This is a genomic window from Micromonospora siamensis, assembly GCF_900090305.1.
Classification (GTDB): domain Bacteria; phylum Actinomycetota; class Actinomycetes; order Mycobacteriales; family Micromonosporaceae; genus Micromonospora; species Micromonospora siamensis.
In genome coordinates, this window is the sequence record NZ_LT607751.1 from 2,533,977 (window position 1) to 2,560,111 (window position 26,135).

General features: G+C 75.1%; 23 protein-coding genes and 1 pseudogene. 13 read left to right on the plus strand and 11 right to left on the minus strand.

Annotation, left to right across the window (positions count from 1 at the left end; genetic code table 11):
- Nucleotides 1-40 precede the first annotated feature (40 nt).
- Complete coding sequence (locus GA0074704_RS11685) at nt 41-1,087, plus strand: LacI family DNA-binding transcriptional regulator (RefSeq protein WP_088973612.1); 1,047 nt, start codon at nt 41-43, stop codon at nt 1,085-1,087.
- 25 nt (nt 1,088-1,112) lie between these two features.
- Here GA0074704_RS11685 and GA0074704_RS11690 read toward each other — a convergent pair whose 3' ends face one another.
- Nucleotides 1,113-2,303 (minus strand): phosphotransferase family protein, encoded by a 1,191-nt coding sequence (locus GA0074704_RS11690; RefSeq protein ID WP_088970534.1) that lies wholly within the window; start codon nt 2,301-2,303, stop codon nt 1,113-1,115.
- Between the two features lie 151 nt (nt 2,304-2,454).
- On the opposite strand from GA0074704_RS11690, the gene GA0074704_RS11695 reads away from it, so the two are divergent.
- A complete protein-coding gene (locus GA0074704_RS11695; protein WP_088970535.1) occupies nt 2,455-3,156 on the plus strand; it encodes an ACT domain-containing protein in 702 nt (233 codons plus the stop codon).
- 80 nt (nt 3,157-3,236) lie between these two features.
- Nucleotides 3,237-4,310, plus strand: a complete 1,074-nt coding sequence (locus GA0074704_RS11700; protein WP_088970536.1) for a GNAT family N-acetyltransferase — start codon at nt 3,237-3,239, stop codon at nt 4,308-4,310.
- Nucleotides 4,311-4,491: 181 nt separating this feature from the next.
- Here the strand turns inward: GA0074704_RS11700 and GA0074704_RS11705 are convergent, their stop codons facing one another.
- The 3 genes from GA0074704_RS11705 to GA0074704_RS11715 all read right to left on the minus strand — a co-directional run bounded on the left by GA0074704_RS11705 (nt 4,492) and on the right by GA0074704_RS11715 (nt 7,672).
- Nucleotides 4,492-4,896 carry a VOC family protein gene (locus GA0074704_RS11705; protein ID WP_088970537.1) on the minus strand — a complete coding sequence of 135 codons (405 nt, stop codon included), beginning with the start codon at nt 4,894-4,896 and terminating at the stop codon, nt 4,492-4,494.
- Nucleotides 4,897-4,977: 81 nt separating this feature from the next.
- Nucleotides 4,978-6,543: an aldehyde dehydrogenase family protein gene (locus GA0074704_RS11710; protein WP_088970538.1), complete on the minus strand. Its 1,566-nt coding sequence runs from the start codon at nt 6,541-6,543 to the stop codon at nt 4,978-4,980.
- A gap of 316 nt (nt 6,544-6,859) precedes the next feature.
- Complete coding sequence (locus tag GA0074704_RS11715) at nt 6,860-7,672, minus strand: LPXTG cell wall anchor domain-containing protein (protein ID WP_157743652.1); 813 nt, start codon at nt 7,670-7,672, stop codon at nt 6,860-6,862.
- 343 nt (nt 7,673-8,015) lie between these two features.
- On the opposite strand from GA0074704_RS11715, the gene GA0074704_RS11720 reads away from it, so the two are divergent.
- The 4 genes from GA0074704_RS11720 to GA0074704_RS11735 all read left to right on the plus strand — a co-directional run bounded on the left by GA0074704_RS11720 (nt 8,016) and on the right by GA0074704_RS11735 (nt 13,975).
- Nucleotides 8,016-10,937 carry a glycoside hydrolase family 9 protein gene (locus GA0074704_RS11720; protein WP_231926821.1) on the plus strand — a complete coding sequence of 974 codons (2,922 nt, stop codon included), beginning with the start codon at nt 8,016-8,018 and terminating at the stop codon, nt 10,935-10,937.
- Nucleotides 10,938-11,269: 332 nt separating this feature from the next.
- Nucleotides 11,270-12,691: a WD40 repeat domain-containing protein gene (locus GA0074704_RS11725; RefSeq protein ID WP_157743653.1), complete on the plus strand. Its 1,422-nt coding sequence runs from the start codon at nt 11,270-11,272 to the stop codon at nt 12,689-12,691.
- Nucleotides 12,692-12,876: 185 nt separating this feature from the next.
- The gene (locus GA0074704_RS11730) at nt 12,877-13,407 is read left to right on the plus strand and encodes a DUF488 domain-containing protein (protein ID WP_088970541.1); all 531 of its coding nucleotides are present in this window, start codon (nt 12,877-12,879) and stop codon (nt 13,405-13,407) included.
- Nucleotides 13,408-13,450: 43 nt separating this feature from the next.
- Entirely contained in the window at nt 13,451-13,975 is a 525-nt protein-coding gene (locus tag GA0074704_RS11735; protein ID WP_088970542.1) for a GNAT family N-acetyltransferase, read from the plus strand.
- Nucleotide 13,976: 1 nt separating this feature from the next.
- On the opposite strand, the gene GA0074704_RS11740 is transcribed toward GA0074704_RS11735, so the two are convergent.
- The 3 genes from GA0074704_RS11740 to bioB are packed head-to-tail and all read right to left on the minus strand — an operon-like array spanning nt 13,977 to nt 15,705.
- Nucleotides 13,977-14,483 (minus strand): GNAT family N-acetyltransferase, encoded by a 507-nt coding sequence (locus tag GA0074704_RS11740; RefSeq protein WP_088970543.1) that lies wholly within the window; start codon nt 14,481-14,483, stop codon nt 13,977-13,979.
- A gap of 6 nt (nt 14,484-14,489) precedes the next feature.
- Entirely contained in the window at nt 14,490-14,699 is a 210-nt protein-coding gene (bsaP, locus tag GA0074704_RS11745; RefSeq protein WP_088970544.1) for a biotin synthase auxiliary protein BsaP, read from the minus strand.
- Between the two features lie 10 nt (nt 14,700-14,709).
- Entirely contained in the window at nt 14,710-15,705 is a 996-nt protein-coding gene (bioB, locus tag GA0074704_RS11750; protein ID WP_088970545.1) for a biotin synthase BioB, read from the minus strand.
- Nucleotides 15,706-15,858: 153 nt separating this feature from the next.
- Between bioB and GA0074704_RS11755 the strand changes: the two genes are divergently transcribed.
- Genes GA0074704_RS11755 through GA0074704_RS11770 form a run of 4 tightly spaced genes read left to right on the plus strand, consistent with a single transcriptional unit; the run spans nt 15,859 to nt 20,001 of the window.
- On the plus strand, nt 15,859-16,995 hold the full coding sequence (locus GA0074704_RS11755) for an 8-amino-7-oxononanoate synthase (RefSeq protein WP_088973614.1): 1,137 nt from the start codon (nt 15,859-15,861) through the stop codon (nt 16,993-16,995).
- A gap of 31 nt (nt 16,996-17,026) precedes the next feature.
- Nucleotides 17,027-17,731 (plus strand): dethiobiotin synthase, encoded by a 705-nt coding sequence (gene bioD / locus GA0074704_RS11760; RefSeq protein ID WP_088970546.1) that lies wholly within the window; start codon nt 17,027-17,029, stop codon nt 17,729-17,731.
- Nucleotides 17,732-17,776: 45 nt separating this feature from the next.
- Nucleotides 17,777-19,348, plus strand: coding sequence for a sensor histidine kinase (locus GA0074704_RS11765; protein WP_088970547.1), 1,572 nt, complete (start codon nt 17,777-17,779; stop codon nt 19,346-19,348).
- Entirely contained in the window at nt 19,345-20,001 is a 657-nt protein-coding gene (locus GA0074704_RS11770; RefSeq protein ID WP_088970548.1) for a response regulator transcription factor, read from the plus strand. The genes GA0074704_RS11765 and GA0074704_RS11770 overlap by 4 nt, the downstream gene beginning before the upstream one ends.
- A 28-nt stretch (nt 20,002-20,029) precedes the next feature.
- Here the strand turns inward: GA0074704_RS11770 and GA0074704_RS11775 are convergent, their stop codons facing one another.
- The 4 genes and pseudogenes from GA0074704_RS11775 to GA0074704_RS11790 all read right to left on the minus strand — a co-directional run bounded on the left by GA0074704_RS11775 (nt 20,030) and on the right by GA0074704_RS11790 (nt 23,802).
- Nucleotides 20,030-20,845, minus strand: coding sequence for an ABC transporter permease subunit (locus tag GA0074704_RS11775; protein ID WP_231926822.1), 816 nt, complete (start codon nt 20,843-20,845; stop codon nt 20,030-20,032).
- Nucleotides 20,842-21,759, minus strand: a complete 918-nt coding sequence (locus GA0074704_RS11780; RefSeq protein WP_088970549.1) for an ABC transporter ATP-binding protein — start codon at nt 21,757-21,759, stop codon at nt 20,842-20,844. The genes GA0074704_RS11775 and GA0074704_RS11780 overlap by 4 nt, the downstream gene beginning before the upstream one ends.
- Nucleotides 21,760-21,963: 204 nt before the next feature.
- Nucleotides 21,964-23,121, minus strand: a pseudogene (locus GA0074704_RS11785) (cytochrome P450); the annotation flags it as partial.
- 9 nt (nt 23,122-23,130) lie between these two features.
- Nucleotides 23,131-23,802 carry a class I SAM-dependent methyltransferase gene (locus tag GA0074704_RS11790; protein ID WP_088970551.1) on the minus strand — a complete coding sequence of 224 codons (672 nt, stop codon included), beginning with the start codon at nt 23,800-23,802 and terminating at the stop codon, nt 23,131-23,133.
- A gap of 181 nt (nt 23,803-23,983) precedes the next feature.
- On the opposite strand from GA0074704_RS11790, the gene GA0074704_RS11795 reads away from it, so the two are divergent.
- Both GA0074704_RS11795 and GA0074704_RS11800 read left to right on the plus strand, forming a co-directional pair.
- Nucleotides 23,984-24,877, plus strand: coding sequence for an RAD23 family protein (locus GA0074704_RS11795; protein ID WP_197697615.1), 894 nt, complete (start codon nt 23,984-23,986; stop codon nt 24,875-24,877).
- A gap of 86 nt (nt 24,878-24,963) precedes the next feature.
- Nucleotides 24,964-26,109: an alkane 1-monooxygenase gene (locus GA0074704_RS11800; protein WP_088970552.1), complete on the plus strand. Its 1,146-nt coding sequence runs from the start codon at nt 24,964-24,966 to the stop codon at nt 26,107-26,109.
- The last annotated feature ends 26 nt before the right edge of the window (nt 26,110-26,135 follow it).

Below are 26,135 nucleotides of genomic sequence, written 5' to 3' on the forward strand. Positions count from 1 at the left end.
GATGGAGGTGCCGGGCAGTCCGACGTCGGAGGAGCACACGATGACAACGCAGCGCACCCGCTCGCTCGGGCGCCCGACCCTCGACGCGGTCGCCGCCCGCGCGGGCGTCGGGCGCGGCACGGTTTCCCGTGTGGTCAACGGCTCGCCGCAGGTCAGCCCGGAGGCCCGGGCCGCCGTGCAGCAGGCCATCAACGAGCTCGGGTACGTCCCGAACCGAGCCGCCCGGGCGCTGGTCACCCAGCGGACCGACTCGGTGGCGCTGGTGGTCTCCGAGTCCGGTGAGCGGGTCTTCACCGAGCCGTTCTTCGCCGGCATCGTCCGCGGTGTCAGCTCCGGGCTGCTGGAGACCCCGATGCAGCTCTGGCTGGCCATGGTGCAGTCGCCCATCGAGCGGGAACGCGTCGAGCACCACCTGACCAACCAGCACGTCGACGGGGTGCTGCTGCTGTCGCTGCACGACTCGGACCCGCTGCCCACCCTGCTGGAGGAGCGCGGGCTGCCCACCGTGCTCGGCGGCCGGCCGGCCCGGATGCTGCAACCGGGCGCCCAGCCGGCGTACTACGTCGACATGGACAACGTCGGCGGCGCCCGGCAGGCGGTGGAGCACCTCTTCGCCCGCGGCCGCCGACGGATCGCCACCATCGCCGGCCCGCAGGACATGGGTGCCGGCCTGGCCCGGCTCTCCGGCTACCAGGAGGCCGTGAAGGCCGCCGGCGCCTCGGTGGACCCGGACCTGATCGCGTACGGCGACTTCAGCGAGGGCAGCGGGACGGCCTGCATGCGCCGGCTGCTGGAGCTGCGGCCGGACCTGGACGCGGTCTTCGCCGCCTCCGACCTGATGGCCTTCGGTGCGCTGCGCACGCTGCGCGAGTTCGGCCGCCGGGTGCCCGAGGACGTGGCCGTGATCGGCTTCGACGACGCGCCCATCGCCCGGCAGGCCGAGCCGCCGCTGACCACCGTCTTCCAGCCGGTGGAGGAGATGGGCCGGCAGATGGCCCGGCTGCTGGTGGCCCGGATCCGCGGCGACGACCTGCCCGCCGAGCAGATCCTGCTGGACACCAAGCTCGTCCACCGCGCCTCCGCCTGACCCGCCGCCGGGTCGCCGCGGCCGGTCAGGCGGGCGTACGCAGGGTGCGCAGGCCCGCGTCCACCAGCGGGGCGACCATCTCGCCGATCCGGTCGAAGCCACCACCGAGGGTCTGCCCGAGGGTGTGCCGGTAGTGGATCCCCTCGCAGATCACCGCCAGCTTGAAGCAGCCCAGCGCCACGTGCCAGTGCAGCGGGCCGACGTCGACGTCGCTGCGGCCGGCGTACCGGTCGATCAGCTCGGCGCCGGTGGGGAAGCCGGCGCGCGGGCCGATGCCGTCGGCCACCGGGTTCCCCTCGGCCAGGTCGCTGTCGCCCAGCACGCTCCAGTACGTCAGCAGCAGCCCCAGGTCGGCCAGGGGATCGCCCAACGTGGCCATCTCCCAGTCCAGCACCGCGCGTACCGCCACCGGGTCGACCGTGGCCATCAGGTTGTCCAGCCGGTAGTCGCCGTGCACGATCCGCCCGGTCACCGTGCCCTGCGGCACGCTGGCGGCGAGCGCGTCGCGCAGCTCGTCGATGCCGGCGAGGTCCCGACTGCGGGAGCGGTCGAGCTGCCCGGCCCAGCGGCGTACCTGCCGTTCCAGGTAGCCGTCGGGGCGGCCGAAGTCGGCCAGCCCGACCGACGCCGGGTCGACGGTGTGCAGCGCGGCCAGGGTGTCCATCATCGCCATCGCCAGGTCGCGGCGCTGCCCGTCGGTGAGCGGGTCGGTCTGCGCCCGGCTGCGCAGCACCTGCCCGTGCACCCGCTCCATCAGGTAGAACGGCGCCCCGATGACGTCGGGATCGGCGCAGAGCAGCAGTGCCCGCGGCACCGGCACGTCGGTCGGGGCCAGCGCGGAGATCACCCGGTGCTCGCGGGCCATGTCGTGCGCGGTGGCCAGCACGTGCCCCAGCGGCGGCCGGCGCAGCACCAGCTCCCGGTCGCTGGCGCGCAGCAGGTAGGTCAGGTTGGACTTGCCGCCGGCGATCAGGCTCGCGGTCAGCGGCCCCTCGGCCAGCTCGGGGTGGCGCCGCGCCAGGTAGCCGGCGAGCCGCTCCAGGTCGATCCCCTTGGGGGAGCCCTTCGCGGGCGGCAGGTCCGCCGGCTCCCCGTCCGGCGTCGCCCCGGTGGCGGCCCGGGGCGCGGGGGCGGGCCCGGCGGACGCCGGGTGGACGGGGGGCAGCGGGGTGGCCGGGTCACCCGGCCGGAACGCGTCGACGGCCGGATCGGTCATCCGAATAGTTGATGGCAGCTCAGCTTTCTTGTCAAGGTCGGATTTTTCGCCCGGGACACCGCGCGGCAACAGGGGCGAAACGGACCGGGGGCAGGCTGGTGCCCAGCCTGCCGGCCGCGTTCGGGCCGGCCCGCCGAGCGGAGGGACGGAAATGTTGCTGCGAGTTCGGGTGACCCTGCCGGACCGACCCGGCACCCTCGGCCAGGTGGCCCGGACCCTCGGCGTCTCCGGCGCCGACATCGTCCAGGTGGTCGTCCTGGAGCGCCTGGGTGGCCGGGCGGTGGACGACTTCACCGTGGTCTGGCCGGGCGCCGCACGGGTGGAGCGGCTGCTGGCCGGCCTGGCCGCCATCCCCGGGGTACGCGTCGACGGGGTGTGGCGGGCGATCGGCGCCCCGACCACGACCGGGCAGGACGCCGAGCTGCTGGCCCAGATCGCCGCGAACCCGACCGACGGGGTCGCCACGCTGGTCGACGCGGTTCCCGGGCTGCTCGCCGCCGACTGGGCGGTGGCCGCGGTCGTACCCCTGGACTGGGCCTCGCGCGACGGTGGCGGCACGGCGACCGTCGGGCAGGCCAGCTGGCGGGCGCCGCAGCCGCCCCGGCTGCCGGAGGTGACCCCGCTGCGGGCCCGGTCGCTGACCGCCGCGGACGGCACCCACTACGCGGTGGCCCCGTTCGGCCGGGCCGGGCTGGTGCTGGTGGTGGCCCGCGAGCACACCGAGCCGCTGACCGCCGCCGCGTTCCACTCCACCGAGGTGGACCGGCTCGCCCAGCTGGTCCGGGCCGGCGCGGTGATCCTCGGCGACCGGCTGGACCTGGTGGGCACCCCACCGGTGACCACCGTCACCTGACCCGTCCCGGCACGTCACCCGGGGGCAACGGCCCCGCAACAGGCGGCCGGCACGGTGGGAGGCGGCGAAGGGAGCGAACCATGGCGCTGTGGCGGATCCGGGCCACCGTGGACGACCGACCGGGTTACCTGTCGGTCCTCACGGCGAGCCTGGCGTTGCGAGGGGTCAACATCCTCACCGTGCAGGTGCACACCACCGAGGCCGGCGCGGTCGACGACTTCCTCGTCGACGCGCCGGACGCGCTCGACGAGGCCGACCTGGTGGCCGCGATCGCGCGGGGCCGGGGGCGGGACTGCTGGGTGGCGCGCAGCGAGGCGCGCGGCCTGGTCGACCAGCCGACCCGGGTGCTCGGACTGGCCACCCGGCTGGTCCACGACCCGGACGCCACCGGGGCGGCGCTGCAGGCGCTGCTCGGCGCGGACGAGGTGAGCTGGCGGCCGGACCCGGCCGGCCCGGCAGGCGGGGTCGGTGGGCAGACCATGCGGCTGGCCGACCCGGTCGGCGGGTCGTACGTGCTCGGGCGGCGGGAGCCCAGCTTCACCCCGGCCGAGTACGCCCGGGCGCAGGCGCTGGTGGAGCTCTCCGCAGCGGTGGCCCGCCGCGACGCCGACCGGGTGACCCTGGTGCTGCCCGACGGGACCGAGGTGGTGGTCCGCCCGGCGACGGCGGAGGATCTGCCGGCCGTGGTGGAGCTGCACGAGCGGTGCTCGCCGCGGAGCCGGCAACGGCGCTACCTGGGCGGCGCGGGGTCGCCGTCGCCGGCCCGACTGCGCCGGCTGCTCGACCCGGCGCGGGGCTTGACCCTGCTCGCCACGGCCGGCTCCGGTGGGGCGACGGAGCCGGTCGTGGCGATGGCCAACCTGCTCGGCGAGGGCGACGAGGCGGAGGCCGCCCTGCTGGTCCGCGACGACTGGCAGCGCCGGGGGCTCGGCTCGGCGCTGCTGCGTCGGCTGCTCGGGCACGCCGACCGGGCCGGCACCGCAGCGGTCCTGTTGCACGTGCAGGCCGAGAACGAGCCGATGCTGCGTACCGTACGCCGGTTGGGGCGGCGCGTCCCGATCGAGCGGGACGGGCCGCTGCTCAGCGTGACGGTGCCGCTGGCCGCGCGGCCCGGCCTGCCGAGGCAGGCGGACGCGATCACGCGTACCGACTGAGACCACGTCGACCGGTGCGCCTCGGCGCCCGGCGACCCCACCGGCGCCGGTGACAACGAGGTCACCGGGCGTCGGCAGGCCGAACTCCGGTGCGGAGGACGGTGCGACGGCAGGGCCCCGGTGCGGGGCCCTGCCCATGTCCGGGGTCGGCCGGGCCGGTGGCGGAACCGACCGGGTCGGGTCAGCCGAAGAAGAAGCCGGCCCGGCGGTCGCCCGACACGCAGAACCGGTTGCCCTCGGTGTCGGCCAGCACGACGTACGGCTGCTGCCCCGGCTCCGGGCGCGCCGGATAGTGCGGCCAGTCGACGCGGGCGGCGCCCAGCCCGACGAGCCGCTGCACCTCGTCGTCCAGGTCGGTCTCGCCGGCGTTCAGGTCGAGGTGGATCCGGGGAAACTCCTCCACCCGGCTGTCGCTGACGTCCAGCGCGACCGGCACGCCGGCACCGCCGGGCGGCGGTTGCAGGACGACCCACTCGTCGCCGGGGTAGCGGGGACGGCGGCGGACGTAGTTCAGGGCGGCGGCCCAGAACTCCGCGGCGCGCTGGTCGTCCCGGACCCCCAGGGAGATCTGCTCGATCATCGACATCGGTCGAGACTAGCCGGCGACAGATGTTAAGAAGGGGCCCCTGCTATGCAGAATGCGTTAACAGGGGGCCCTTCCTTGCACTCAGGTGGTGGGGTAGCTGCTGTAGTCGGGGAAGTTGCCGTAGAGCCGGCCGTCGCCGCCCACGGTGACCGCCTGCACCAGCAGGTCGCCGCCGACGAAGGCGCCCTTCCACGACGCGCCCCGGCCGCCGAACGGCTCCGCCCGGTCGCCCCGGGAGCGTGGCTTGTTGATGCCCACCTTGAACGCCTGCAGGTCGACGGCCAGCTTGCCGGCGAGTTCCTCGTCGTCGCAGGCGAGCGAGGCGACCAGCGCGCCGTTGGAGGCGTTCATGGCGGCCAGCAGCTCGTCGGTGGTGTCGACCACGACGATGGTGTCGACCGGGCCGAACGGCTCGGCGTGCATCAGCCGGGAGCGCCCGGGCGGGGCGAGCAGCACGGCCGGGGCCACGTACGCCGAGGTGTCCTGGCCGTCGAGGAAGGGCGCGCCGTCGAGCTTGCCGCGGTGCAGCGGGACGGCGCCGCCGCGTACCGCCTCGTCGACCTTGCGGCGCAGCTCGTCGGCCTTGGCGGCGCTGATCAGCGGGCCGAAGTCCAGCTCGGGCAGCGGGTCGCCGGCCGACCAGTCGTCGCCGACGGCGAGCGGGTGTCCGAACCGGACGGAGCGGACGACCGGCAGGTACATGTCGAGGAACTCGTCGACCAGGTCGCGCTGGATCACGAACCGGGGGTACGCGGTGCAGCGCTGCTTGCCGTACTCGAAGCCCTTCTTCAGGTGCTTCGCCAGCATGTCCCACTGGGAGAAGTTCCAGACGCCCCAGGCGTTCAGGCCCTCCTGCTCGATGAAGTGCCGCTTGTCGGTGTCGAGCAGCGCGGCGGCCACCTTGCCGCCGTTGGAGCGCCCGCCGACGAACGCGACCGCACCGATCTCCGGGGCCCGGACCAGCACCTCGGAGAGTTCCTCGCCGCCGCCGGAGAGCAGGGTGGCGGGCAGGCCGGCGCGGCGCATCAGCGCGTGGGCGACGGTGAGGCAGACCGCGCCGCCCTGGGACGGGGTCTTGGCGATGACGGCGTTGCCGGCGAGCAGCTGCACCAGCTCGGCGTGGACCAGGACGCTCATCGGGTAGTTCCAGGAGGCGATGTTGCTGACCGGGCCGGGCAGCGGCTCGCGCCCGTCGGCGAGCATCCGGTCGATCTCGTCGACGTACCAGCGGACGCCGTCCAGGGCGCGGTCCACGTCGGCGCAGGCGAGCCGCCACGGCTTGCCGATCTCCCAGACCAGCAGCAGGGCGAGCAGGTCACGGTGGGCGGTGAGCGCGTCGAGGGCGTCGACCACCCGGGCCTTGCGCTCGGCGAGGGCGGTGGCGGCCCAGTCGCGGTGCGCGGCGGCGGCGTGCGCCACCGCGGCGCGGGCGGTCCCGGCGTCCACCCGGGGCAGGTTGACCAGGACGGTGTTGTCGATCGGCGTCCGGACCGGGCTGGGCGTGCCGACCGGCTGCCACTGCCCGGAGAGCAGGTTGTGCAGGGTGGGTACGCCGTCGACCTCGGCCCCGAAGGCCTCCGGGGTGGCGGCCACCGCGCGGGCGAGGGTGTCGGACCAGGCGGTGCCGTCGGCGAGTCGTAGGGCCATCGCGATCTCCTCAGGGTCGACCGGGGGAGCGGCGGCGTCGATGGCACCGCTGGTGTCGCGTACTGTCCCGCGCGGCCGTTCGGGGCGGCAACCGTACGCTCGTATCCCAGGACGCCGGGTCCACGTTCACGTTCCGTCCGGCGGCGATCCGTGGTCGACGCCACGGTCCTGAGCAGGCAATACCGGAGCCCTTCATCGACAGATGACGATGATGTGATCCAGTGCTCAGTCGGTTACCGGTCGGTAGGAGTCCGTACGGCGACGACCGGCCGCCGGACGAAAGGTCCGACGGCCGGTCGCGGGTGCTGGCCCGAGGTCAGCTGGTGAAGGTGATCTTGTCCCGACGGCGGCGCAGCACCATCAGCGCCACGCCACCGCCGATCAGGGCGAGGCCGGTCAGCGCGGTGCTGGTGGCCGCGACGCCGGTCAGCGGCAGGCCGCCGCCGGTCTCGGTCCCGCCGCCACCGCCGCCCATCGAGGTTCCCGGCGACACCGGGGTGTCCGACGAGCCGGTCGATCCGCCCGGGGCCGTGGACTCCGACGGCATCGGCGACTCCGACTCCGTCGAGGAAGGCGACTGCGACTCCGACGGGACCGGCGACGGCGACTCGGTCGACGAGGCCGCGCACGGCTGGAGCCAGAACACCTTGTGCTTGGCGTCGGAGGACTTGCCGTCGACCAGGTCGACGTCGAGCTTGATGTGGTAGCCCTGCTTCGGGTGCGCGGTGGCGGCGCTGAGGTCCAGGTCGCTCGCGGAGAGCTTGATGACCTCGTCGTGGTCGTTCTCCGCGCCCGAGGCGGCGTCGGTGCTGATGACGTAGCTCTTCGTCGACCAGACCTCGATGGCCCTGCCCGAGGGGGGCTGCGCCGAGAGGGTGATGTCGGCCTTCTGACCGGCGTCGAAGTTGAAGAACTCGAGCTCGAACTCGCAGGTGACGTGGGGCTGGTTGTCGACCTTGTCCTCGAACTCGCGACCGTCGATCTTCACCGTGCCGTTGTCGCCCGGCGGGTTGTGCCCACCCGGGCCGGCGAGGGGGGCGGTCGCCCACGCCGGAGCGGCGAAGGCGAGGGAGGCAGTGGCGGCGGCTGCAGTCAGGGCCGCGCGCGCCACGTGCCGACGCTGTGGCATGAAGAATCCTCCGGGAGTGGTTGAGGGGACGTGACATGTTCCCATGAACGCGCGCGGAAGGCGACATCGGACGAACGGTCTGAGCTGCGAATACTCATCGATGCGACGGCAAAATCGAGCACATTGGTCGCTGCGTCCAGGCGTGTCGCCGTAACACAAAGACGGCCTTCGGCGCTCCGCTCCGTCCGCAGTGGTCCAGGGTTCTCCCTTCACAAAGCGGCAAGAGCCGGTTTACATTGTCGAACATCCATGGGAGCGCTCCCGGGCTCGCGTGGTCACCCCACCACCACCGCCGCACGGCAGCTCCACCGCGGACGCCGTCCCTCGTCCGGTCGGTGCTGCCGTGCGGCGCCACCGACAGGAGTCCACCGTGCACCACCCGACCCGGCCGCCCGGTCCCGGCCGACCCCGGTTGCGCCGCCTGCTCGCCGCCGGCGCCGCCCTCGTCACCACGCTGACCGCGCTGGCGGCACCCGCCACCGCCGCCCCCCGCACCGCCACGACACCGACGGCGACCACGCTGGCCGCGCCCGCCTTCAACTACGCAGAGGCGTTGCAGAAGTCGCTGTTCTTCTACGAGGCGCAGCAGTCCGGGAAGAAGCCGGCCTGGAACCGGGTCTCCTGGCGTGGCGACTCCGCGCTCACCGACGGCGCCGACGTCGGCCTCGACCTCACCGGCGGCTGGTACGACGCCGGCGACCACGTGAAGTTCGGCTTCCCGATGGCGTTCAGCGCCACCATGCTGGCCTGGGGCGCGGTCGAGTACCGCGACGGCTACGCCGCCTCCGGTCAGCTCCCGCACCTGCTGAACAACCTGCGCTTCGTCAACGACTACTTCGTCAAGGCGCACCCCGCCCCGAACGTCCTCTACGGGCAGGTCGGCAAGGGCGACGACGACCACAAGTGGTGGGGGCCGGCCGAGGTGCTGCCGATGGCGCGGCCGGCGTACAAGATCGACGCGAGCTGTGGCGGCGCGGACCTGGCGGGGGAGACGGCGGCCGCGATGGCCGCGTCCTCGATGGTCTTCCGGCCCACCGACGCCGCCTACGCCGACAAGCTGCTCACCCACGCCAGGCAGCTCTACACCTTCGCCGACACGGTGCGGAAGAGCTATCACGAGTGCATCACGGACGCGACCAGCTTCTACCGGTCGTGGAGCGGCTACCAGGACGAGCTGGTCTGGGGGGCGATCTGGCTCTACCGGGCCACCGGCGACGCCACCTACCTCGCCAAGGCCGAGAGCGAGTACGACAAGCTCGGCACCGAGAACCAGACCACCACCAAGTCCTACAAGTGGACGCTCGCCTGGGACAACAAGCAGTTCGGCGCGTACGTGCTGCTGGCCAACCTGACCGGCAAGCAGAAGTACGTCGACGACGCCAACCGCTGGCTCGACTGGTGGACCGTCGGCGTCAACGGCTCGCGGGTGAACTACTCGCCCGGCGGGGAGGCCGTCCTCGACTCCTGGGGCTCCCTGCGCTACGCCGCCAACACCGCCTTCGCCGCGCTGGTCTACAGCGACAGGACCTCCGACGCCACCCGTAAGACCCGCTACCACGACTTCGCCGTCCGGCAGATCAACTACGCGCTCGGCGACAACCCGCGCAACTCCAGCTACCTGATCGGCTTCGGCGCCAACTCCCCGAAGAACCCGCACCACCGCACCGCGCACGGCTCCTGGTGGGACAGCCAGACCGTACCCACCGGGACCCGGCACGTGCTCTACGGCGCGCTGGTCGGCGGCCCGTCGTCGGCCAACGACGCGTACACCGACAGCCGGTCGGACTACGTGATGAACGAGGTGGCCACCGACTACAACGCCGGCTTCACCTCCGCGCTGGCCCGGCTCTCCCAGGAGTACGGCGGCACCCCGCTGGCCGGCTTCCCGGTCGCCGAGCAGCCCGACCTGGACGAGCTGACCGTGGAGACCACGGTGATGCAGGCGGAGACCCGGGCCACCGGCCTCAAGGCGATCATCTACAACAAGTCGGCGTTCCCGGCCCGGGCGCTGACCACCGCGAAGTTCCGCTACTACTTCCGCCCCGACGGCACCGGCCCGGTCACCGTCACCCCCGGCTACACCCAGGGCTGCCCGTCGCCGTCGACCGCGAAGCAGTACAGCGCCGACATCTGGTACGTCGAGGTCGACTGCACCGGCTACACCATCGCCCCGGCCGGGCAGTCGCAGCACCGGATGGAGGTCCAGTTCAAGATCGGCGTACCGGAGGGCGGCACCTGGGACCCGACGAACGACCCGTCGTACTCCGCCACCGCCGGCCCGAACCGTAAGGTGCCGCTCTACGCAGGCGGGGTGAAGGTGTGGGGCGACGAGCCGGGACCGGCCACCCCGGACACCACCGCGCCAAGCACCCCGGGCACCCCGGTCGCCTCGGCGGTCACCGCCACCGGGCTCACCCTGACCTGGCCGGCCGCCACCGACACCGGCGGCAGCGGACTCGCCGGCTACGACGTCACCCAGGCGCAGACCGGAAGCGACGCGCTGGTGCTGCTGAGGTCGACCACGAACACGCTCGCCGTCACCGGGTTGTCGCCCGAGCGGACGTACACCTTCACCGTGGTGGCCCGCGACGGCGCCGGCAACCGGTCGGCGGCCTCGCCTCCGGTCACCGTCACCACCCCGGCCGCGCCCGCGCCGGACACCACCGCGCCCACCGCGCCCGGCACCCCCACCGCCTCGGCGGTCGGCCCCACCGGGCTCACCCTGACCTGGGGACCGGCCACCGACAACGTCGGCGTCACCGGCTACCGGGTCTACCGCGGCGGCACCGTCCTGGTCGGCTCCACCACCGGCACCAGCCTCGCGGTCACCGGCCTCACCGCCGCGACCGCGTACACCTTCACCGTGGTCGCGGTGGACGCCGCCGGCAACGTCTCCGCGGCGTCCGCGCCGGTCACCGTCACCACCGCGCCGCCGCCAGCGTCGGGTGGCTGCACCGTCGGGTACGTCACCAGCGACTGGTCCACCGGCTTCACCGCGACCATCACCATCACCAACACCGGCACCACCACGATCACCGGCTGGACCCTCGGGTTCAGCTTCCCCACCAGCGGGCAGAAGGTCGGCGGCGGCTGGTCGGCGAACTACACCCAGACCGGCGCCGCGGTCACCGCGTCCAACCTCTCCTACAACGGCACGCTCGCCCCGGGCGCGTCGACCAGCATCGGCTTCAACGGCAGCTACACCGGCTCCAACCCGAAGCCCACGGCGTTCACCGTGAACGGCACCCCCTGCACCACCTCCTGACGGCCCTCCTTTCGTGATCTTGGACAGTTTCCGTTCACTGCGAACGGAAACTGTCCAAGATCCAGGAAATCACGGGGTAGCGGCGGTGGTTGGCGGCTGGGATCCTGCGTCGGCGTGTTCGCGCGCGGGCAGCAGGCGCACCGGCAAGCCGGCAAGCCGGCGTCCCGCGTCAACCGCCCGGCTCCTGCACGCCTCGGCGGGTGGACGCGTGTGTGGATGGCGCCTGCGGGCCGGTGCCCATGCAGGCGGGCGCGGCGTGCGGGCGTGCGCGGGCGGGTGCGGGTGGCGCGGCGGGGTGGACAGGTGTGCCAGTGAGTCGATGGGGAGGAACGGTGGGGGACGGAGCGCGTCGGTGGCGGCGCCGGGTCGGGGTGGCCGGCCTGGTCGTCGCGGTGCTCGCCGCCGTGGCGGTGCCGGTGGTGGCCGGATGGGTCGGCGCACGACCGGGCGACCGGGTCGACGAGGTGCCCGGCCGGATCGGGCTGCCGTACATGTGGCAGGCGACCGTGGACCGTGATCCCCCCGGCCCGGCCGCGCTGCTGGTGGCCGGTGACGGCCTGGGGCTGCGCGGGATCGACCTGCTCGACCACGAGGGCAAGGTCGCGGTCATCGGCCGGGACGGCCGCTACCGGATGCTGCTCTACGGCGGCGCGGAGAGCAGCGCCGGGGAGGACGTGCAGCTCTCCCCGGACGGCCGCTACGTCGCCGACGCCCTCGGCGACGGCTGGCTGGAGACCACCGACCTGACCGACGGCTCCCGCCGGGCGTACGACGGGCCGGCGGACGGCAGCGGTGGCCTCCCGGTGACCTGGGCACCCGACGGCCGGTCGATCGTGGCGCTGGACAACCGCTACGAGCCGGTCCTCGGCCGGGACGCCGACGGGCAGGACATCTACCTCATCCGTCTGGTCCTGCTCGACCTGGACAGCGGGGCGACCCGGGTGCTGGCCGAGGAGCGCAGCGACCGGTGGACGGTACGGACCGCGTCGCTGGCCGCGTTCACCCCGGACGGCTCCCGGCTGCTCACCACCGTCGGCGACACGGTGAGCCTGCGCGACCGGACCGGGCGGGCGCTCTGGTCCCGCCGGCTCGGGCCGCGCCGGGTGCTCGCCGGCAGCGGGGCCGTCAGCCCGGACGGCACCCGGGTGGCCACCGTCGAGCTGGACGGTTGCCGCACCGGGTGCAGCGCCCGCGAACTGGGTGCCCGCACCTGGCGGTTCGGTTGGCTGGACACCGCCACCGGGCGGGACACCACGGGCCCGGCCCTGCCCCCGGTACGCGGCCAGGCCGTCCGCGCGCTCGGCTGGCGCACCGGCACCGACCTGGTGGCGCTCCGGTACGAGCCGAACCCGCACGACGGGATGCACACCGTCTACTGGAACGACACCGGCTGGTGGGAGACCGGCCACGTGCAGTTGCTGGCGCTGCGCCCCGACGGCGGCACCGATCTGCTGCTCGACCCGCCCGCCGAGGTCTGCGCGCTGGACGTGCCCCGGGACCTGCTCACCGCCGGCCGGTTCGGGGGGCCCGCGGTCCGCGCCCGGCCGTTCCCGGCCCGCCCGATCATCGTCATCGGCGTCCTGCCGCTCCTGCTCCCGCTGGCCGCCGCGGCGCTGGTGCTGCTGCTGTGGCGACGTCGCCGTCGTGCCGGCCCGGTGCCCGGGCCGGCGGCGGTGCCGGCCTGGCAGCTCCCGGTCGGCGCGGTTCCGGCGCGCCGCCGGACGCCACCGGATCCGCCCTGGCCGACCGCGTAGCCCGGACCCGCCCCGGCCGAGGGCGTGGACCGGACCAGTCGCCGGAAGCCGGCCGACCAGGAGAGCCGGACCGGTCGCCGGAAGCCGGCCGACCGTCGAACCGGGCCGGTCGGCGGAGCCGAAGCGACCTGAGAAGCCCGGCCCGGCGGCGGGTGGGGAAGGCGGATCCGGGGCAAGCTGGCCTGGTGGAACCGGAACTGCTGACCGTCGGGCACGGCGCCGCCGACCGGGAGCGGCTGGGTGAGCTGCTGGCCGGCGCGGGCGTCGCCCTGGTGGTGGACGTCCGCCGGTACCCGGCCAGCCGCACCAACCCGGACGTCCGGCGGGAGGCGCTGCGGGAGTGGCTGCCCGAGCGGGGCATCGACTACCGCTGGGAGCCGCGCCTCGGCGGCCGGCGACACGTCCCGGCCGGCGAACCGGAGCCGGACACCTGGTGGACGGTGGCGGCCTTCCGGGCGTACGCCGCGTACACCCGTACCGCCGACTTCGGCGCGGCCCTCGACGAGGTCCTGGCCGACGTGGCCCGCCGGACCACGACGGTGATGTGCAGCGAGAGCGTCTGGTGGCGCTGCCACCGGCGGCTGATCGCCGACGTGGCGGTGCTCGGTCGCGGCGTCGGGGTGCGGCACCTGATGCCCGACGGGCGGCTCACCCCGCACCGGCCGGCCGAGGGCGCCCACCGCCGCCCCGACGGCCACCTGATCTGGGCCGGCTGAATACCGGTGGTCGCCGACCGGCCTGCGGGACTAGCCTCCCGGCATGGCTGAGTTGATCACCCCGACCACCCGTCTGCACCGCTCCTGGCTCGCCGCCCGCGACGACTGGGGGCGCGGGGTCCACCAGGACGGCAGCGGGCTGCAGCCGACCGACGACGTCGACTCCCCGGAGGGGTTCGCGGACTGGGTGGGCCGGCTGCGCGCCGGCGACGACGAGTCCCGGCTGCCCGACGGCTGGGTGCCGGCGCTCCACTGGTGGATCGTCGAGGGGGACGAGGTGCTCGGCGCCATCGCGCTGCGGCTGCGGCTCAACGACTTCCTCCGCAACGCCGGCGGCCACATCGGCTACGGCGTACGACCCTCGGCCCGGCGTCGTGGCCTGGCCACCTTCGCGCTCGGCGCGGTCCTCGCCGAAGCCGCCCGCCGGGACATCGACCCGGTCCTGGTCACCTGCGACGACGACAACACCGCGTCGGCGCGGACCATCGAACGGCACGGCGGGGTGCTGGAGGACGTCCGGGACACCGAGCTGGGCCGGCTGCGGCGCTACTGGATCGCCACCGGCTGAGTTAGTCGGCCAGCTCGTCGGCGAGCAGGTCCATCAGCACGCCGTCGTGCCAGCGCCCGTCGGCGCCCCGCTCGTAGCGCCGCAGGATGCCGACCGGCCGGAACCCGACCTTCGCGTACGCGCGGATGGCCGCCGTGTTCGCCGCCGCCGGGTCGATGGTGATCCGGTGGTGGCCGTGGGAGTCGATCAGGTGCCGGGCCAGGGTGCGGATCGCGTCGCCGCCCAGGCCCCGGCCGCGTACCTCGGGGTCGAGGAAGAGGTCGAGGCTGGCGTGCCGGTAGTCCGGGTCGGACTCCTCGTACCACTGGATGGCGCCGACCACCCGGCCGTCGTGCTCGACGGCGTACACGGTCAGCTCGTCGTCGTCGAGGTCGGCGCGGACCGTGCCGGCCAGGTCGTCGTCGCCGCGCCACCAGCGGCGCACCTCAGGATGGGCCCGGATGGCGGCCAGGGCGGCCACGTCGTCGTCCGTCGCCGGACGTAGGGTGACCGACCGCCCGCGCAGCATCGCCGGTCAGCCCTCGGTCTCGCCGTGCTCGACGCAGACCGCCGACCAGCCCACCGGCAGCACCTGCACCTTCATCCGGCGGCGGCAGTGCGCGCAGTAGCGCGGCGGCTCCAGCGCCCGGGCCGCGGCGCAGGCGGTGTGCGCGCCGGTCGCCGCGGCCTCGCCGCAGCGGTCGCACCAGGGTACGACCGCTGCCGGCTGGGAAAGTTCCGTCACTGCTCGGCCCTCACAGGGTGGCGGAGAGCGCCTTGACCGGCATCTTCAGGTCGTCCAGCAACTCCAGGTCGGCGGTTGCCGGCCGACCCAGGGTGGTCAGGTAGTTGCCGACGATGACGGCGTTGATGCCGCCGAGCAGGCCGTCGCGGGTGCCCAGGTCGCCCAGGGTCAGCTCCCGGCCGCCCGCGTAGCGCAGGATCGTGCGCGGCATGGCCAGCCGGAACGCGGCGATGGCCCGCAGCGCGTCCTTGCCCTCGACCACCGGCCGGTCACCCAGCGGGGTGCCCGGGCGGGGGTTGAGGAAGTTCAGCGGGACCTCGTGCGGGTCCAGTTCGGCGAGCTGCGCGGCGAACTCGGCCCGCTGCTCCAGCGTCTCGCCGAGGCCGAGGATGCCGCCGCAGCAGACCTCCATGCCGGACTCGCGGACCATCCGCAGGGTCTCCCAGCGCTCCTCGAAGGAGTGCGTGGTGACGACGTTCGGGAAGTAGGAGCGGCAGGTCTCCAGGTTGTGGTTGTAGCGGTGCACACCCATCTCGACCAGCTCGTCGACCTGCTCCTGGTTGAGCATGCCGAGCGACGCGGCGACCTGGATGTCGACCTCCGCCTTGATGGCGGCCACACCCTCGCGCATCTGCTTCATCAGCCGGGCGTCCGGGCCACGGACCGCCGCCACGATGCAGAACTCGGTGGCACCGGTCTTCGCGGTCTGCCGGGCCGCCTCCACCAGGTTGGGGATGTCCAGCCAGACCGAGCGGACCGGCGAGGTGAACAGCCCCGACTGGGAGCAGAAGTGGCAGTCCTCCGGGCAGCCGCCGGTCTTCAGCGAGACGATGCCCTCGACCTCCACCTCCGGGCCGCACCAGCGCATCCGCACCTCGTGGGCGAGCTGGAGGGCGGCGGGAAGGTGCTCGTCGGGCAGGTTCAGCACGGCGAGGATGTCGGCCTCGTCGAGGCCGACGCCGTTCTCCAGCACCTGGGTGCGGGCGCGGTCGAGGATCTCTGGCATGGCTCGTACCCTACAAGGCCCGCCGACCGGCGGGAACGGCCTCCGGGCCCGGCGTCGGTGCGCCGGGCGGGTGCGGCCCGCGCCACGCCGGTCACCGGCGGGCCGGGTGGTAACTTCGCCCCTCGGAAGCGGGCGGCGGAGGAGGGCGACGGCATGGCGGACTGGCTGGCGGCGCTGGACCGCCGCGCCGACCTGCGGGCCAAGGCGGGACTCACCCGCCGGCTGCGGCCCCGGGCCGCCGGCGACCCGGTGGTCGACCTGGCCGGCAACGACTACCTCGGCCTGGCCACCCACCCGGAGGTCACCGCCGCCGCCGCGCGGGCGCTGTCCGCGTACGGACTGGGGGCCACCGGCTCCCGGCTGGTCCGCGGTTCCACCGACGCCCACCACGCGCTGGAGGACGCGCTGGCCGACTGGCTCGGCACGGCCGGTGCGCTGGTCTTCTCCTCCGGCTACCTGGCCAACCTGGCGGCCGTGCGGGCCGTGGTGCAGCCGCGCACCCTGCTGGTCTCCGACGCCCACAACCACGCCTCGCTGATCGACGGCTGCCGGATCTCCGGTGCCGAGACCGTTGTCACCGCGCACGCCGACGTCGCCGCGGTGGCCGCCGCGCTGGCCGCCAACCCGGGCCGGCCCGCCGTGGTGGTGACCGAGTCGGTCTTCTCCGTCGACGGCGACCTGGCCCCGCTGGCCGAGCTGCACGCGGTCGCCCGGGCGCACGGCGCGCTGCTGCTGGTCGACGACGCGCACGGGCTCGGGGTGGTCGGCCCCGAGGGCGCCGGCGGGGTGGCCGCCGCCGGGCTGGCCGGGCAGCCGGACGTGGTGCTCACCGCCACCCTGTCCAAGGCGCTCGGCGGGGCCGGTGGGGTGGTCGCCGGCCCGGCGCCGTTCGTCCGCCACCTGATCGAGACCGGTCGTACGTTCATCTTCGACACCGCCCCGCCGCCGGCCGTGGTGGCCGGCGTGCACGCCGCCGTCGGGTTGGCCCGGGCCGGCGGGGAGCTGCGTGCGGAGCTGGCCGAGCGGGCCGCGCTCGCGGTGCGCCGGCTGCGCGCCGCCCGGCTGACCGTCTCCGACCCGGACGGGGCGGTGGTGTCGGTGACCGCGCCCGGCCCGGAGGCCGCCACCGCCTGGGCCGCGGACTGCCGCGACCGGGGCGTCGCCGTGGGCTGCTTCCGGCCGCCGTCCACCCCGGACAGCCGGTCCCGGCTGCGGCTGACCATCAGCGCCGGAGTGCCCCGGGCGGACTTCGAACGGGCTCTGGACGTCATCGTGGAGTGTGCCCCGTGAGGTTTGCGCAGTGAGTGGATGGCAGGGGCCGGTGCTGGTCACCGGCACCGACACCGAGGTCGGCAAGACCGTGGTCACCGCGGCGATCGCGGCGGCGGCGCAGGCCGCCGGCCTCCGGGTCGCCGTGATCAAACCCGGTCAGACGGGTACGGCCACCGGTGATCCCGGTGACGTGGACTCGGTGACCCGGCTGGCCGCCCCGTCGACCGGCCGGACCCTGGCCAGCTACCCGGACCCGCTCGCCCCGCTGGCCGCGGCCCGGGTGGCACAGCTGGAGCCGCTGGAGCTGTACACCGCCGTCGACGCGATCCGCGAGGAGGCGGAGAAGCACGACCTGGTCCTGGTCGAGGGGGCCGGCGGGCTGCTCGTACCGATGGGGCTGCGTCCCTCGGGGGAGCCGTGGACGGTGGCCGACCTGGCCGTGTCGCTCGGTACGCCGGCGGTGGTGGTGGCCCGGGCGGGCCTGGGCACGCTGAACCACACGGCGCTGACCCTGGAGGCGCTGGAGCGCCGCGGCGTCCCGGCCGGCGTGGTGATCGGCGCCTGGCCGGCCGAGCCGGAGCTGGTGCACTGGACGAACCTGACCGACCTGGTGCCGAACCTGCTCGGCGCGGTGCCGATGGGCGCCGGCGCGCTGGACCCGGGGGTGTTCCGCCGGTCCGCGCCCGGCTGGCTCACCCCGGACCTGTACGGGGTGCTCGACGACTGGCGGGCCTGGGCCGAGGAGATCAGCTGACTTTCGTCAGTGCCGGCGCCGGTCGGGCGTCGGTAGCCTGACGCGGTGCGGCGCTGGCGGGACGGACGAATCGGGCGATCGTTGCCCGACGTGCTGCTCTGGGCGGCGCTGGCCGCCCCGGTGGCGTACGCCCGGCTCACCCCGCCGTACGAGCCGTACGTCGCGGCGTTGCTGCTCGGCTCGCTGGTGCTGCTCGCCGCCGCCGTGGCCGTGGGCCGGCGGGCGCCGCTGGCGTCGGTGGTGCTGGCGCTGGCCGGTTCGGCGGTCGACGGCAACTTCGTCTTCGCCCTGCTGGCGTTCGCCTACCTGGCCGGCCGGCGGGGGGCCCGGACGGCCCCCGCGGTGGCGCTCTTCGTGGTGGTGGCCGCCGCCGGGACGGTGCTGCACCTGGCGGTGCTGGGCACCGGCATGGCGACCTGGTTCCTGCTGAGCTGCGTGCTGCTCGGCGCGGGGGTGTTCCCCTGGCTGGTGGGCCGGTACAACCGGCAGCGGCACGACCTGGTGGTGGCCGGCTGGGAGCACGCCGAGGCGCTGGAACGGGAGCAGCGGGGCGTCGCCGAGCGGGTCCGGCTGCGGGAGCGGGCGCGGATCGCCCAGGACATGCACGACACCCTGGGCCACGAGTTGAGCCTGATCGCGTTGCGCGCGGCGGCGCTGGAGCTGGCCGACGACCTGCACCCCCGCCACCGGGCGGCGGCCGGGGAGCTGCGGGCCAGCGTGGCCGGGGCGACCGAGCGGCTGCACCGGATCATCGGCGTGCTGCGGGAGGCCGCCGACCCGGTCGCCACCCGGCCGGCCGGGGCGGACCTGGCGGAGCTGGTGGACGGCGCCCGGGAGGCCGGCATGGCGGTCACCCTGCGGGTCGCGCCCGACGCGGCCGGCCTGCCGGCGGTCACCGGCCAGACCGTCGGGCGGGTGGTCCGCGAGGCCCTCACCAACGCCGCCCGCTACGCCCCGGGCGCCGCGGTGACGGTCGCCGTGGACGGTGGGCCGGACGGGTTCCGGGTACGGGTGGACAACGCGGCGCCGCCGGACGGGCCGCTGCCCGGGCCGCCGTCGCACGGCTCGGGACTGGTGGCCCTCGCCGAGCGGGTCCGGCTGACCGGCGGGGCGTTCACCGCCGGCCCGACCGATGTCGGCGGCTTCGTGGTCGACGCCCACCTGCCGGCGGAGTTCGCCGTCGGCGCCGGTACGCCGGCCGGCGGGGCGACCGGGCGGGCCGCCGAGCCGGCGCGGGCCGACCCGGCGGGTGGCCCGTCGACCGCGCCGGGTCAGCGGATGCGCGACGCCCGGCGTGGGGCGCGGCGCAGCCTGCTGGTGGCGCTCGCCGCGCCGCCCGCCGTGGCGCTGGCGTTGTCGCTGGTCTACTACCCGCTCGCCACCGCCGGCGCGGAGCTGGACCGCCCGACGTTCGAGCGGATGCGCCCCGGCACGCCCCGTGCCGAGCTGGCCGGCCTGCCCCGGCGGCAGGTCGAGGCGCCGGCCGACGCGCCGCCCGCCACCGCCGGCACCAGCTGCGAGTACTACACCGACGGCAACTTCCCGCTGGCCCGGCCGGTCTGGCGGCTCTGCTTCGCCGGCGGCCGGCTCGTCGACAAGGAGCGCTACGACCGATGACCGCGACGATCCGGGTGCTGCTCGCCGACGACGAGGCGCTGGTCCGCGCCGGGGTGCGGGCGATCCTCGCCACCGATCCCGGGATCGAGGTGGTCGCCGAGGCCGGTGACGGTGGGCAGGCCGTCGAGCTGGCCCGCGCGCACCGGCCGGACGTCGCGCTGCTGGACATCCGGATGCCCCGGCTGGACGGGCTGGCCGCCGCCGTGGAGCTGCGCCGGCTGCTGCCCGGCACGGCCACCGTCCTGCTCACCACGTTCGGCGAGGACGAGTACGTGGCGAGGGCGCTGGGCGCCGGGGCGGCGGGTTTCCTGCTGAAGTCGGGCGATCCGCGGGAGCTGATCGCCGGGGTGCGGGCGGTAGCCGGCGGCGGGGCGTACCTGTCGCCCCGGGTGGCGCGGCGGGTGATCGAGCTGACCGGTGAGCGGATGGCTCGGGTGCCGGCCGCCCGGGACCGGACCGCCGGGCTGACCGAGCGGGAGCGGGAGGTGCTCGGACTGGTCGGCGCCGGCCTGTCCAACGCCGAGATCGGCCGTCGGCTCTTCCTCACCGAGGGCACCGTGAAGAGCTACCTGACCAGCATCTTCACCCGGCTGGAGGTGCGCAACCGGGTGCAGGCGGCGATCCTGGCGTACGAGGCGGGGCTGACCGGCTGAGCGGCCGGCCCCGCCTCGCGGGCGAGGGTCAGGCGTCCCGGCGGCGCAGCGCCCACCGGCCGGCGGCCAGCGCGACGGCGGCCCAACCGGCCAGCACCAGCAGCCCCACCACCGCCGGGTACGGGTCACCGTCGCCGGTCAGGAAGTGCCGGCCGGCCACCCCGGGGAACCCGTCGGCGATCCGGGTCAGCACGGTGATGTCGGGTTCCTGCAACGACAGCGGGACGATCATCAGCACGGCCAGCAGCACGATCAGGCTCAGCACCGCGCTGCGCAGCACGGCGCCCAGCCCGAGGGCCAGCACCCCCACCAGGGCCAGGTACGCCGCCACGGCCAGCACGTCGCCCACCGTCGCCGCCACCGGCGTACGACCCCAGGGGCCGAGCACCGGGACGGCGGCGGCCACCCCGACCAGGCCGAGCAGCAGGCCGAAGGCGAATGTGACCGCCCCGGTCACCACCGCCTTGGCCGCCAGCACGGTGCCCCGGGACGGGGTGGCGGTCAGGGTGGAGCGGATGGTGCCGGTGGCGTACTCGCTGGTGACGGCGAGCAGGCCGAGGGCGAGCACGGCGTACTGGGTGAGGTCCAGCGCGTCGATCAGCACGCTGCCGACGGTGACGACGCCCCGGTCGTCGGTCGGGTCGGCGCTGGTGTTGGAGTTCTGCACGTAGATGGCGAGCTGGGCGGAGGTCGCCGCCATCAGCAGCACCCCGGCCAGCAGCGTCCACCAGGTCGTCCGGATCGACACCAGTCGGGTCCACTCGGCGGCGACGGCGCCGGTCAGCGCCTCGCTGCGCCGGGCGGCGACGGGCGGGGCCGGGACGGTACGCACGGCGGCGCTCACCGGGCCACGCCCGAGGCGTACTCGACCGCGTCGGCGGTCAGCTCCATGAAGGCCTGTTCGAGGGTGGCCGTCACCGGGGTCAGCTCGTGCAGCACCACCCCCAGCTCGTACGCCAGGTCACCGATCCGCCCGGCGGTGACGCCGGTGGCGGTGAACCCGTTGGGTCCGTCCCCGCTCACGGTCGCTCCCTCGCCGGCCAGCCGGGCGGCCAGCCGGGACAGCCCTTCGGCCTGCGGACCGCGCACCCGCACCGACCCGCCGGTGGCCAGCAGTTCACCGACGGGCGCGTCGGCGATCAGCCGGCCCCGCCCGATCACCACCAGGTGGGCGGCGGTCTGCTCCATCTCGCTCATCAGGTGGCTGGAGACCAGCACCGTCCGCCCTTCGGCGGCGAGCCGGCCGGTCAGCTCCCGGATCCAGCGCACCCCGTCCGGGTCCAGGCCGTTGACCGGCTCGTCGAACATGAGCACCGGCGGATCGCCGAGCAGCGCGCCGGCGATGCCGAGTCGCTGCGCCATGCCGAGGGAGAGCGCGCGGCCGGGCTTGGCGGCGGCCCGGTCGTCCAGGCCGGCGAGGGCGAGCACCTCGTCGACCCGGCGACGGCCGATGCCGTTGCTGCGGGCCAGGGCCAGCAGGTGCGCCCGCCCGGACCGGGCCGGGTGGACGGCGCGGGCGTCGAGCAGCGCGCCGACGGAGTGCAGCGGGCGGCGCAGCTCCCGGTACGCCCGGCCGTGCACGAGCGCCCGTCCGGCGGTCGGGGTGTCCAGGCCGAGGACCATCCGCATGGTGGTGGACTTGCCGGCGCCGTTCGGGCCGAGGAACCCGGTGACCCGGCCGGGTGCGATGTCGACGGTCAGGTCGTCGACCGCGGTGACCGGCCCGAACCGTTTGGTCAAGCCACGAAGTGTGATCATGCGTCGACGCTATGGCCGGGCTGGCCGGCCGCGCGGCTGTCGAAAGGGCCGGGCCCACCCTGACCTTCGTCAGGTCGCGGCGACCACCGCGGCCGGGCGCGGCCCGGCCGACGCCGGCGCGACGGCCGCGGCGGCGCCGGAAGCGATGGTGCCGTCCGGGGCCGCACCGGGCACGGCCGTGCTGTCCGCAGGCGCAGCGCCGGAGCGGCGGACGACGAAGGCGTCCGGCATCCGGAAGGTGAGGTTGTCCGGGCACCAGGGCGCGCGGACCACCGTCACGTCGTCCAGCAGCGGCGCCGCCTCGGTGACCACCACCGCCGCCTCCAGCCGGGCCAGTTGCGCGCCGACGCAGCGGTGCGCGCCCGCGCCGAAGGCCAGGTGCCGGCGGGAGCCGCGCTGGCCGGGGCGGAAGTGCGCGGGCGCCTCGACGACGGTGGCGTCCCGGCCGGCCCGGGCCAGCCAGAGCACCAGGCTCCGGCCGGCCGGCACCGGCACGCCGGCCAGCTCGGTGTCCACGGCCGCCACCCGTCGCCAGGTGACGATCGGCGGTTCGAGCCGCAGCCCCTCCTCGACCACGTCGGCGACGTCGACCGTGCCGTCGCGCAGACCGGCCCGGACGGCCGGCTCGCCGGTGAGCCGGTGCAGCAGCAGGGTGAGGAACTGCGAGGTGGTCTCCTGGCCGGCGACCAGGAGGAAGAACAGCGCCCCGACCACCACGTCGGGGGAGTGCCCGGCGGCCCGCAGCCGGGCGGCCAGGCCGCCTCCGGTGGCGGCGAAGTCGCGCAGCACGGTGTGGAACCGGCCGACCTCGCCGGCCAGGGCCACCTGCCGGTCGGCGTCCAGCGGCGCCCAGAACAGCTCCAGCGCGGCCCGGGCGAAGTCCTTCACCGCGCCGACCGGAGCGTCGGGCAGCTCCACCAGGCGGGCCAGCACCAGTAGCGGCAGGTCGGCGGCGAGGTCCGCGTACAGGTCGACCGGCTGATCGGCGGCGAGCGCGGCGGCCAGCCGGGTGACCCGCTGACGGACCAGGTCGGTCAGCCAGGGCCGCTGCGCGGCGACCCGTTGCGGGTGCAGCGCCTCGGCGACGATGCCGCGGATCTCGGGGTGGCTGGCGCCCGCGTTGTTGGCCAGCGTCGGCGGCAGCCGGAACCGGTGCCCGGCGAGCACCCGCAGCGCCGCCACCGGCATCGGGGTCACCGCGTCGAGGGCGTTGTCCGGACGGAAGGTTACCGGGTCGGCGAGCACCGCGCGGACCAGCGCGTGCCGGGTCACCACCAGCTGGGGTACGCCGCCCGGGTCGGGCAGCGTCACCAGGTCCGGCCACGCCTCGTCGACGGTCTCGCCCCACCCCCGGAACAGCACGGCGACACGCTAGCGGGCGGCCCCCGGCAGGCCGGGGTTCAGCTCCCACACGGTGGTGTGCTTCACCCGTACGCTCTCCAGCGCCTCCGGCACCGGCACGTCGTACCCGGCCAGTTCGCGGAACCGGTCGCGGGGCAGGAAGGCCCGTCCCGGGTCGCCGACCAGCACCCGGGCTCCACCGGTGCGGGCCGCCCGGAGCAGGAAGCGCAGCATCCGCTTCGCCATCGCCTCGCTGTAGAACGCGTCGCCGACCAGCACCACCTCGGCGTCCCCGGCGTCGCCGTCGAGGATGTCGGCGAGTTCCGCGTCGACGCGTACCCCGTTGGCCTCGGCGTTGAGCGCGACGGCGGCGACGGCCCGCTCGTCGATCTCGACGGCGCGGACGGCCGCCGCGCCCGCGCGGGCGGCGGCGATGGCGACCAGGCCGGAGCCGGAGGCCAGGTCGAGCACCCGCCGGCCGGCGACCACCTCCGGGTGGTCGGTGACATAGCGGGCCAGGCCCTGCCCGCCGGCCCAGGCGAACGCCCAGAACGGTGGCGGCTGGGCGCTGCTGAACTCGCCCTCGGTCAGCTCCCAGAGCCCGATCGGCTCGTCGGCCTGGTGCAGGCGGACCTCGGGGACGAAGGCGACCGGGCCCAGCCGCGCGTGCAGCCGGACGAAGGTCGCGGAGATGTCGGACACCCGGAGATTGTCCCCGGACGGTGATCCCGGGCGTGTCGCGGGTCGGCGGTGACCGGTTCACCACCGTCGGTGAGATCGCCCCTCGGAGTTGCGGTTGGGTGCGAACACGCCCGTCTACCGGCCGGCGCCCGCCGCTCCTAGCGTCTGGGGAGGGACGCGACCGACGGGAGGGCAGGCGGTGGTGAGGGTGTGGCGGTGCGCGCTTCGAGTCGGGCTGGTGCTGGCCGGTGTGCTGTCGGCGGGGACGGTCGCGGCGCTGCCCGCGCAGGCGGCGCCCGGCTTCGCCACCGAGTTGAGCGGGCTGCCGGACGAGTTCGCCGCGGGCGACGGGGTGCGGACCGTCTCGGCGGTGGTGTCCCGCACCGACGGGGGCGGCTGCCTGAAGGTGCGGTGGTCGCTGGTGCTCAGCGTGCGCGGGCTGCGGCTGGACCAGGTGAAGGTGGACCGGGTGGAGGAGGACGGCTCCTTCCCGCTGGACGTCCGGGCCGACGGTGACGTCGCCCGGTTGACCGACCGGCAGCTCGACCCGGGCACGCTGTGCCCGGACCGCACGGTGACGGCCCGCTACCGGGTGGCGTTCGCCGGGGACGTCGCGCAGGGTCGGGTGACGCTGGCCGCCGAGGCGTACGACGAGGGGCTGCGCCTGCTGGCCCGGCAGACCGCCACCCGGACGGTGGTCGGGGAGTCCGCGCCCGGGCCGACGGCGGAACCGACCGGTGAGCCGACCGTCGGGCCCTCGGCGACACCCGAGGAGGAGCCGTCGGTGGTGCCGACCGAGGACCCGGTCGAGGAGGAGAGCACACCGGCCCGGGTGCCGGTCGCCGAGCCGCCACCGCCGGGGGGTGACGCGGGGCGTCCGGTGTCCCAGGCGGGCGGGTTCGGGGTCGTCCAGGCGGCGTTCCTGCTGGGCGGGCTGCTGCTCTTCCTCGGGGTGGGGCTGCTGCTGCGGCTGCGGTCGTTGGTGCGTACCGGCGGGGACGAGGAGGCCGGCGCGGTGCCGGCCGGCCGGGGCTGGGAGCGGGTGGCGCCGTCCGGGGCGGGCCGGGGCCGTCGATGGGGGCCCGCCCGCCGCTGATCCGCCCGCTTTACAAAAACTCGCCTCTTGTAAAACGGCGGGGTCGCTGCCAGCATCGACGCAGGACCCCGGACAGGAGGCTTCCCATGGCCACCGACGCGCAGCCGATCCGCCCGCCCGCCGCCTGGCGGGATCCCCGCAAACCCCTCTGGCCACTCGCCCTGCTGGTCCCCGCCCTGCCGTTCCTGGGCTGGTGGGCCTGGCACAGCACCGGCGCCGCCTGGGCCTGGTGGCTCACCCCCGGCGTGGTCTTCGGGCTGATCCCGCTGGTCGACCTGCTGATCGGCGACGACCGGCAGAATCCGCCCGACGAGGCGGTGCCCCGGCTGGCGGCCGACGGCTACTACCGCTGGCTGACCTACCTCTACCTCCCCGCCCAGTACGCCGCGCTCGCGCTGTGCTGCGCCATCTGGGCCCGTGGCGGACTGTCCTGGCCGGCCGGCGCCGGCCTGGTCGCCACCGTCGGGGTGGTCAACGGCATCGCCATCAACACCGCCCACGAGTTGGGGCACAAGCGGGAGAACCTGGAACGCTGGCTGTCCAAGATCGCCCTGGCGCCCACCGGCTACGGACACTTCTTCGTCGAGCACAACCGCGGCCACCACACCCGGGTCGCCACCCCCGAGGACCCGGCCAGCTCCCGGCTGGGGGAGAGCTTCTGGGCGTTCTGGCCGCGTACCGTCCTCGGCGGCCTGCGCTCGGCCTGGCGGCTGGAGACGAGCCGGTTCCGGCTGCGCGGCCGCAGCCCGTGGACCCACCGCAACGACGTCCTCAACGCCTGGGCGATGACCGTGCTGCTCTTCGCCGTGTTGGTCGTCGTGTTCGGGGTCGGCGTGCTGCCGTTCCTGTTGCTCCAGGCGGTGTTCGGCTTCTCCCTGCTCGAGGTGGTCAACTACCTGGAGCACTACGGCCTGGCCCGGCAGCGCAACGCGGCCGGCCGCTACGAGAAGGTCGATCCCCGGCACAGCTGGAACAGCGACCGGACGGTCACCAACGTCTTCCTCTTCCAGTTGCAGCGGCACAGCGACCACCACGCCAACCCGCTGCGCCGCTACCAGACGCTGCGCAGCTTCGACGCCTCCCCGCAGCTGCCCGCCGGCTACGCCACCATGGTCGTGGTCGCCCTGATCCCACCGCTGTGGCGCCGCCTCATGGACCGCCGCGTCCTCGACCACTACGCCGGCGACGCCACCCTGGCCAACGTCCACCGCCGACCCGCCCGGCGGGGATGACCCCACCCCGTCGTGGGCGCCGGGTC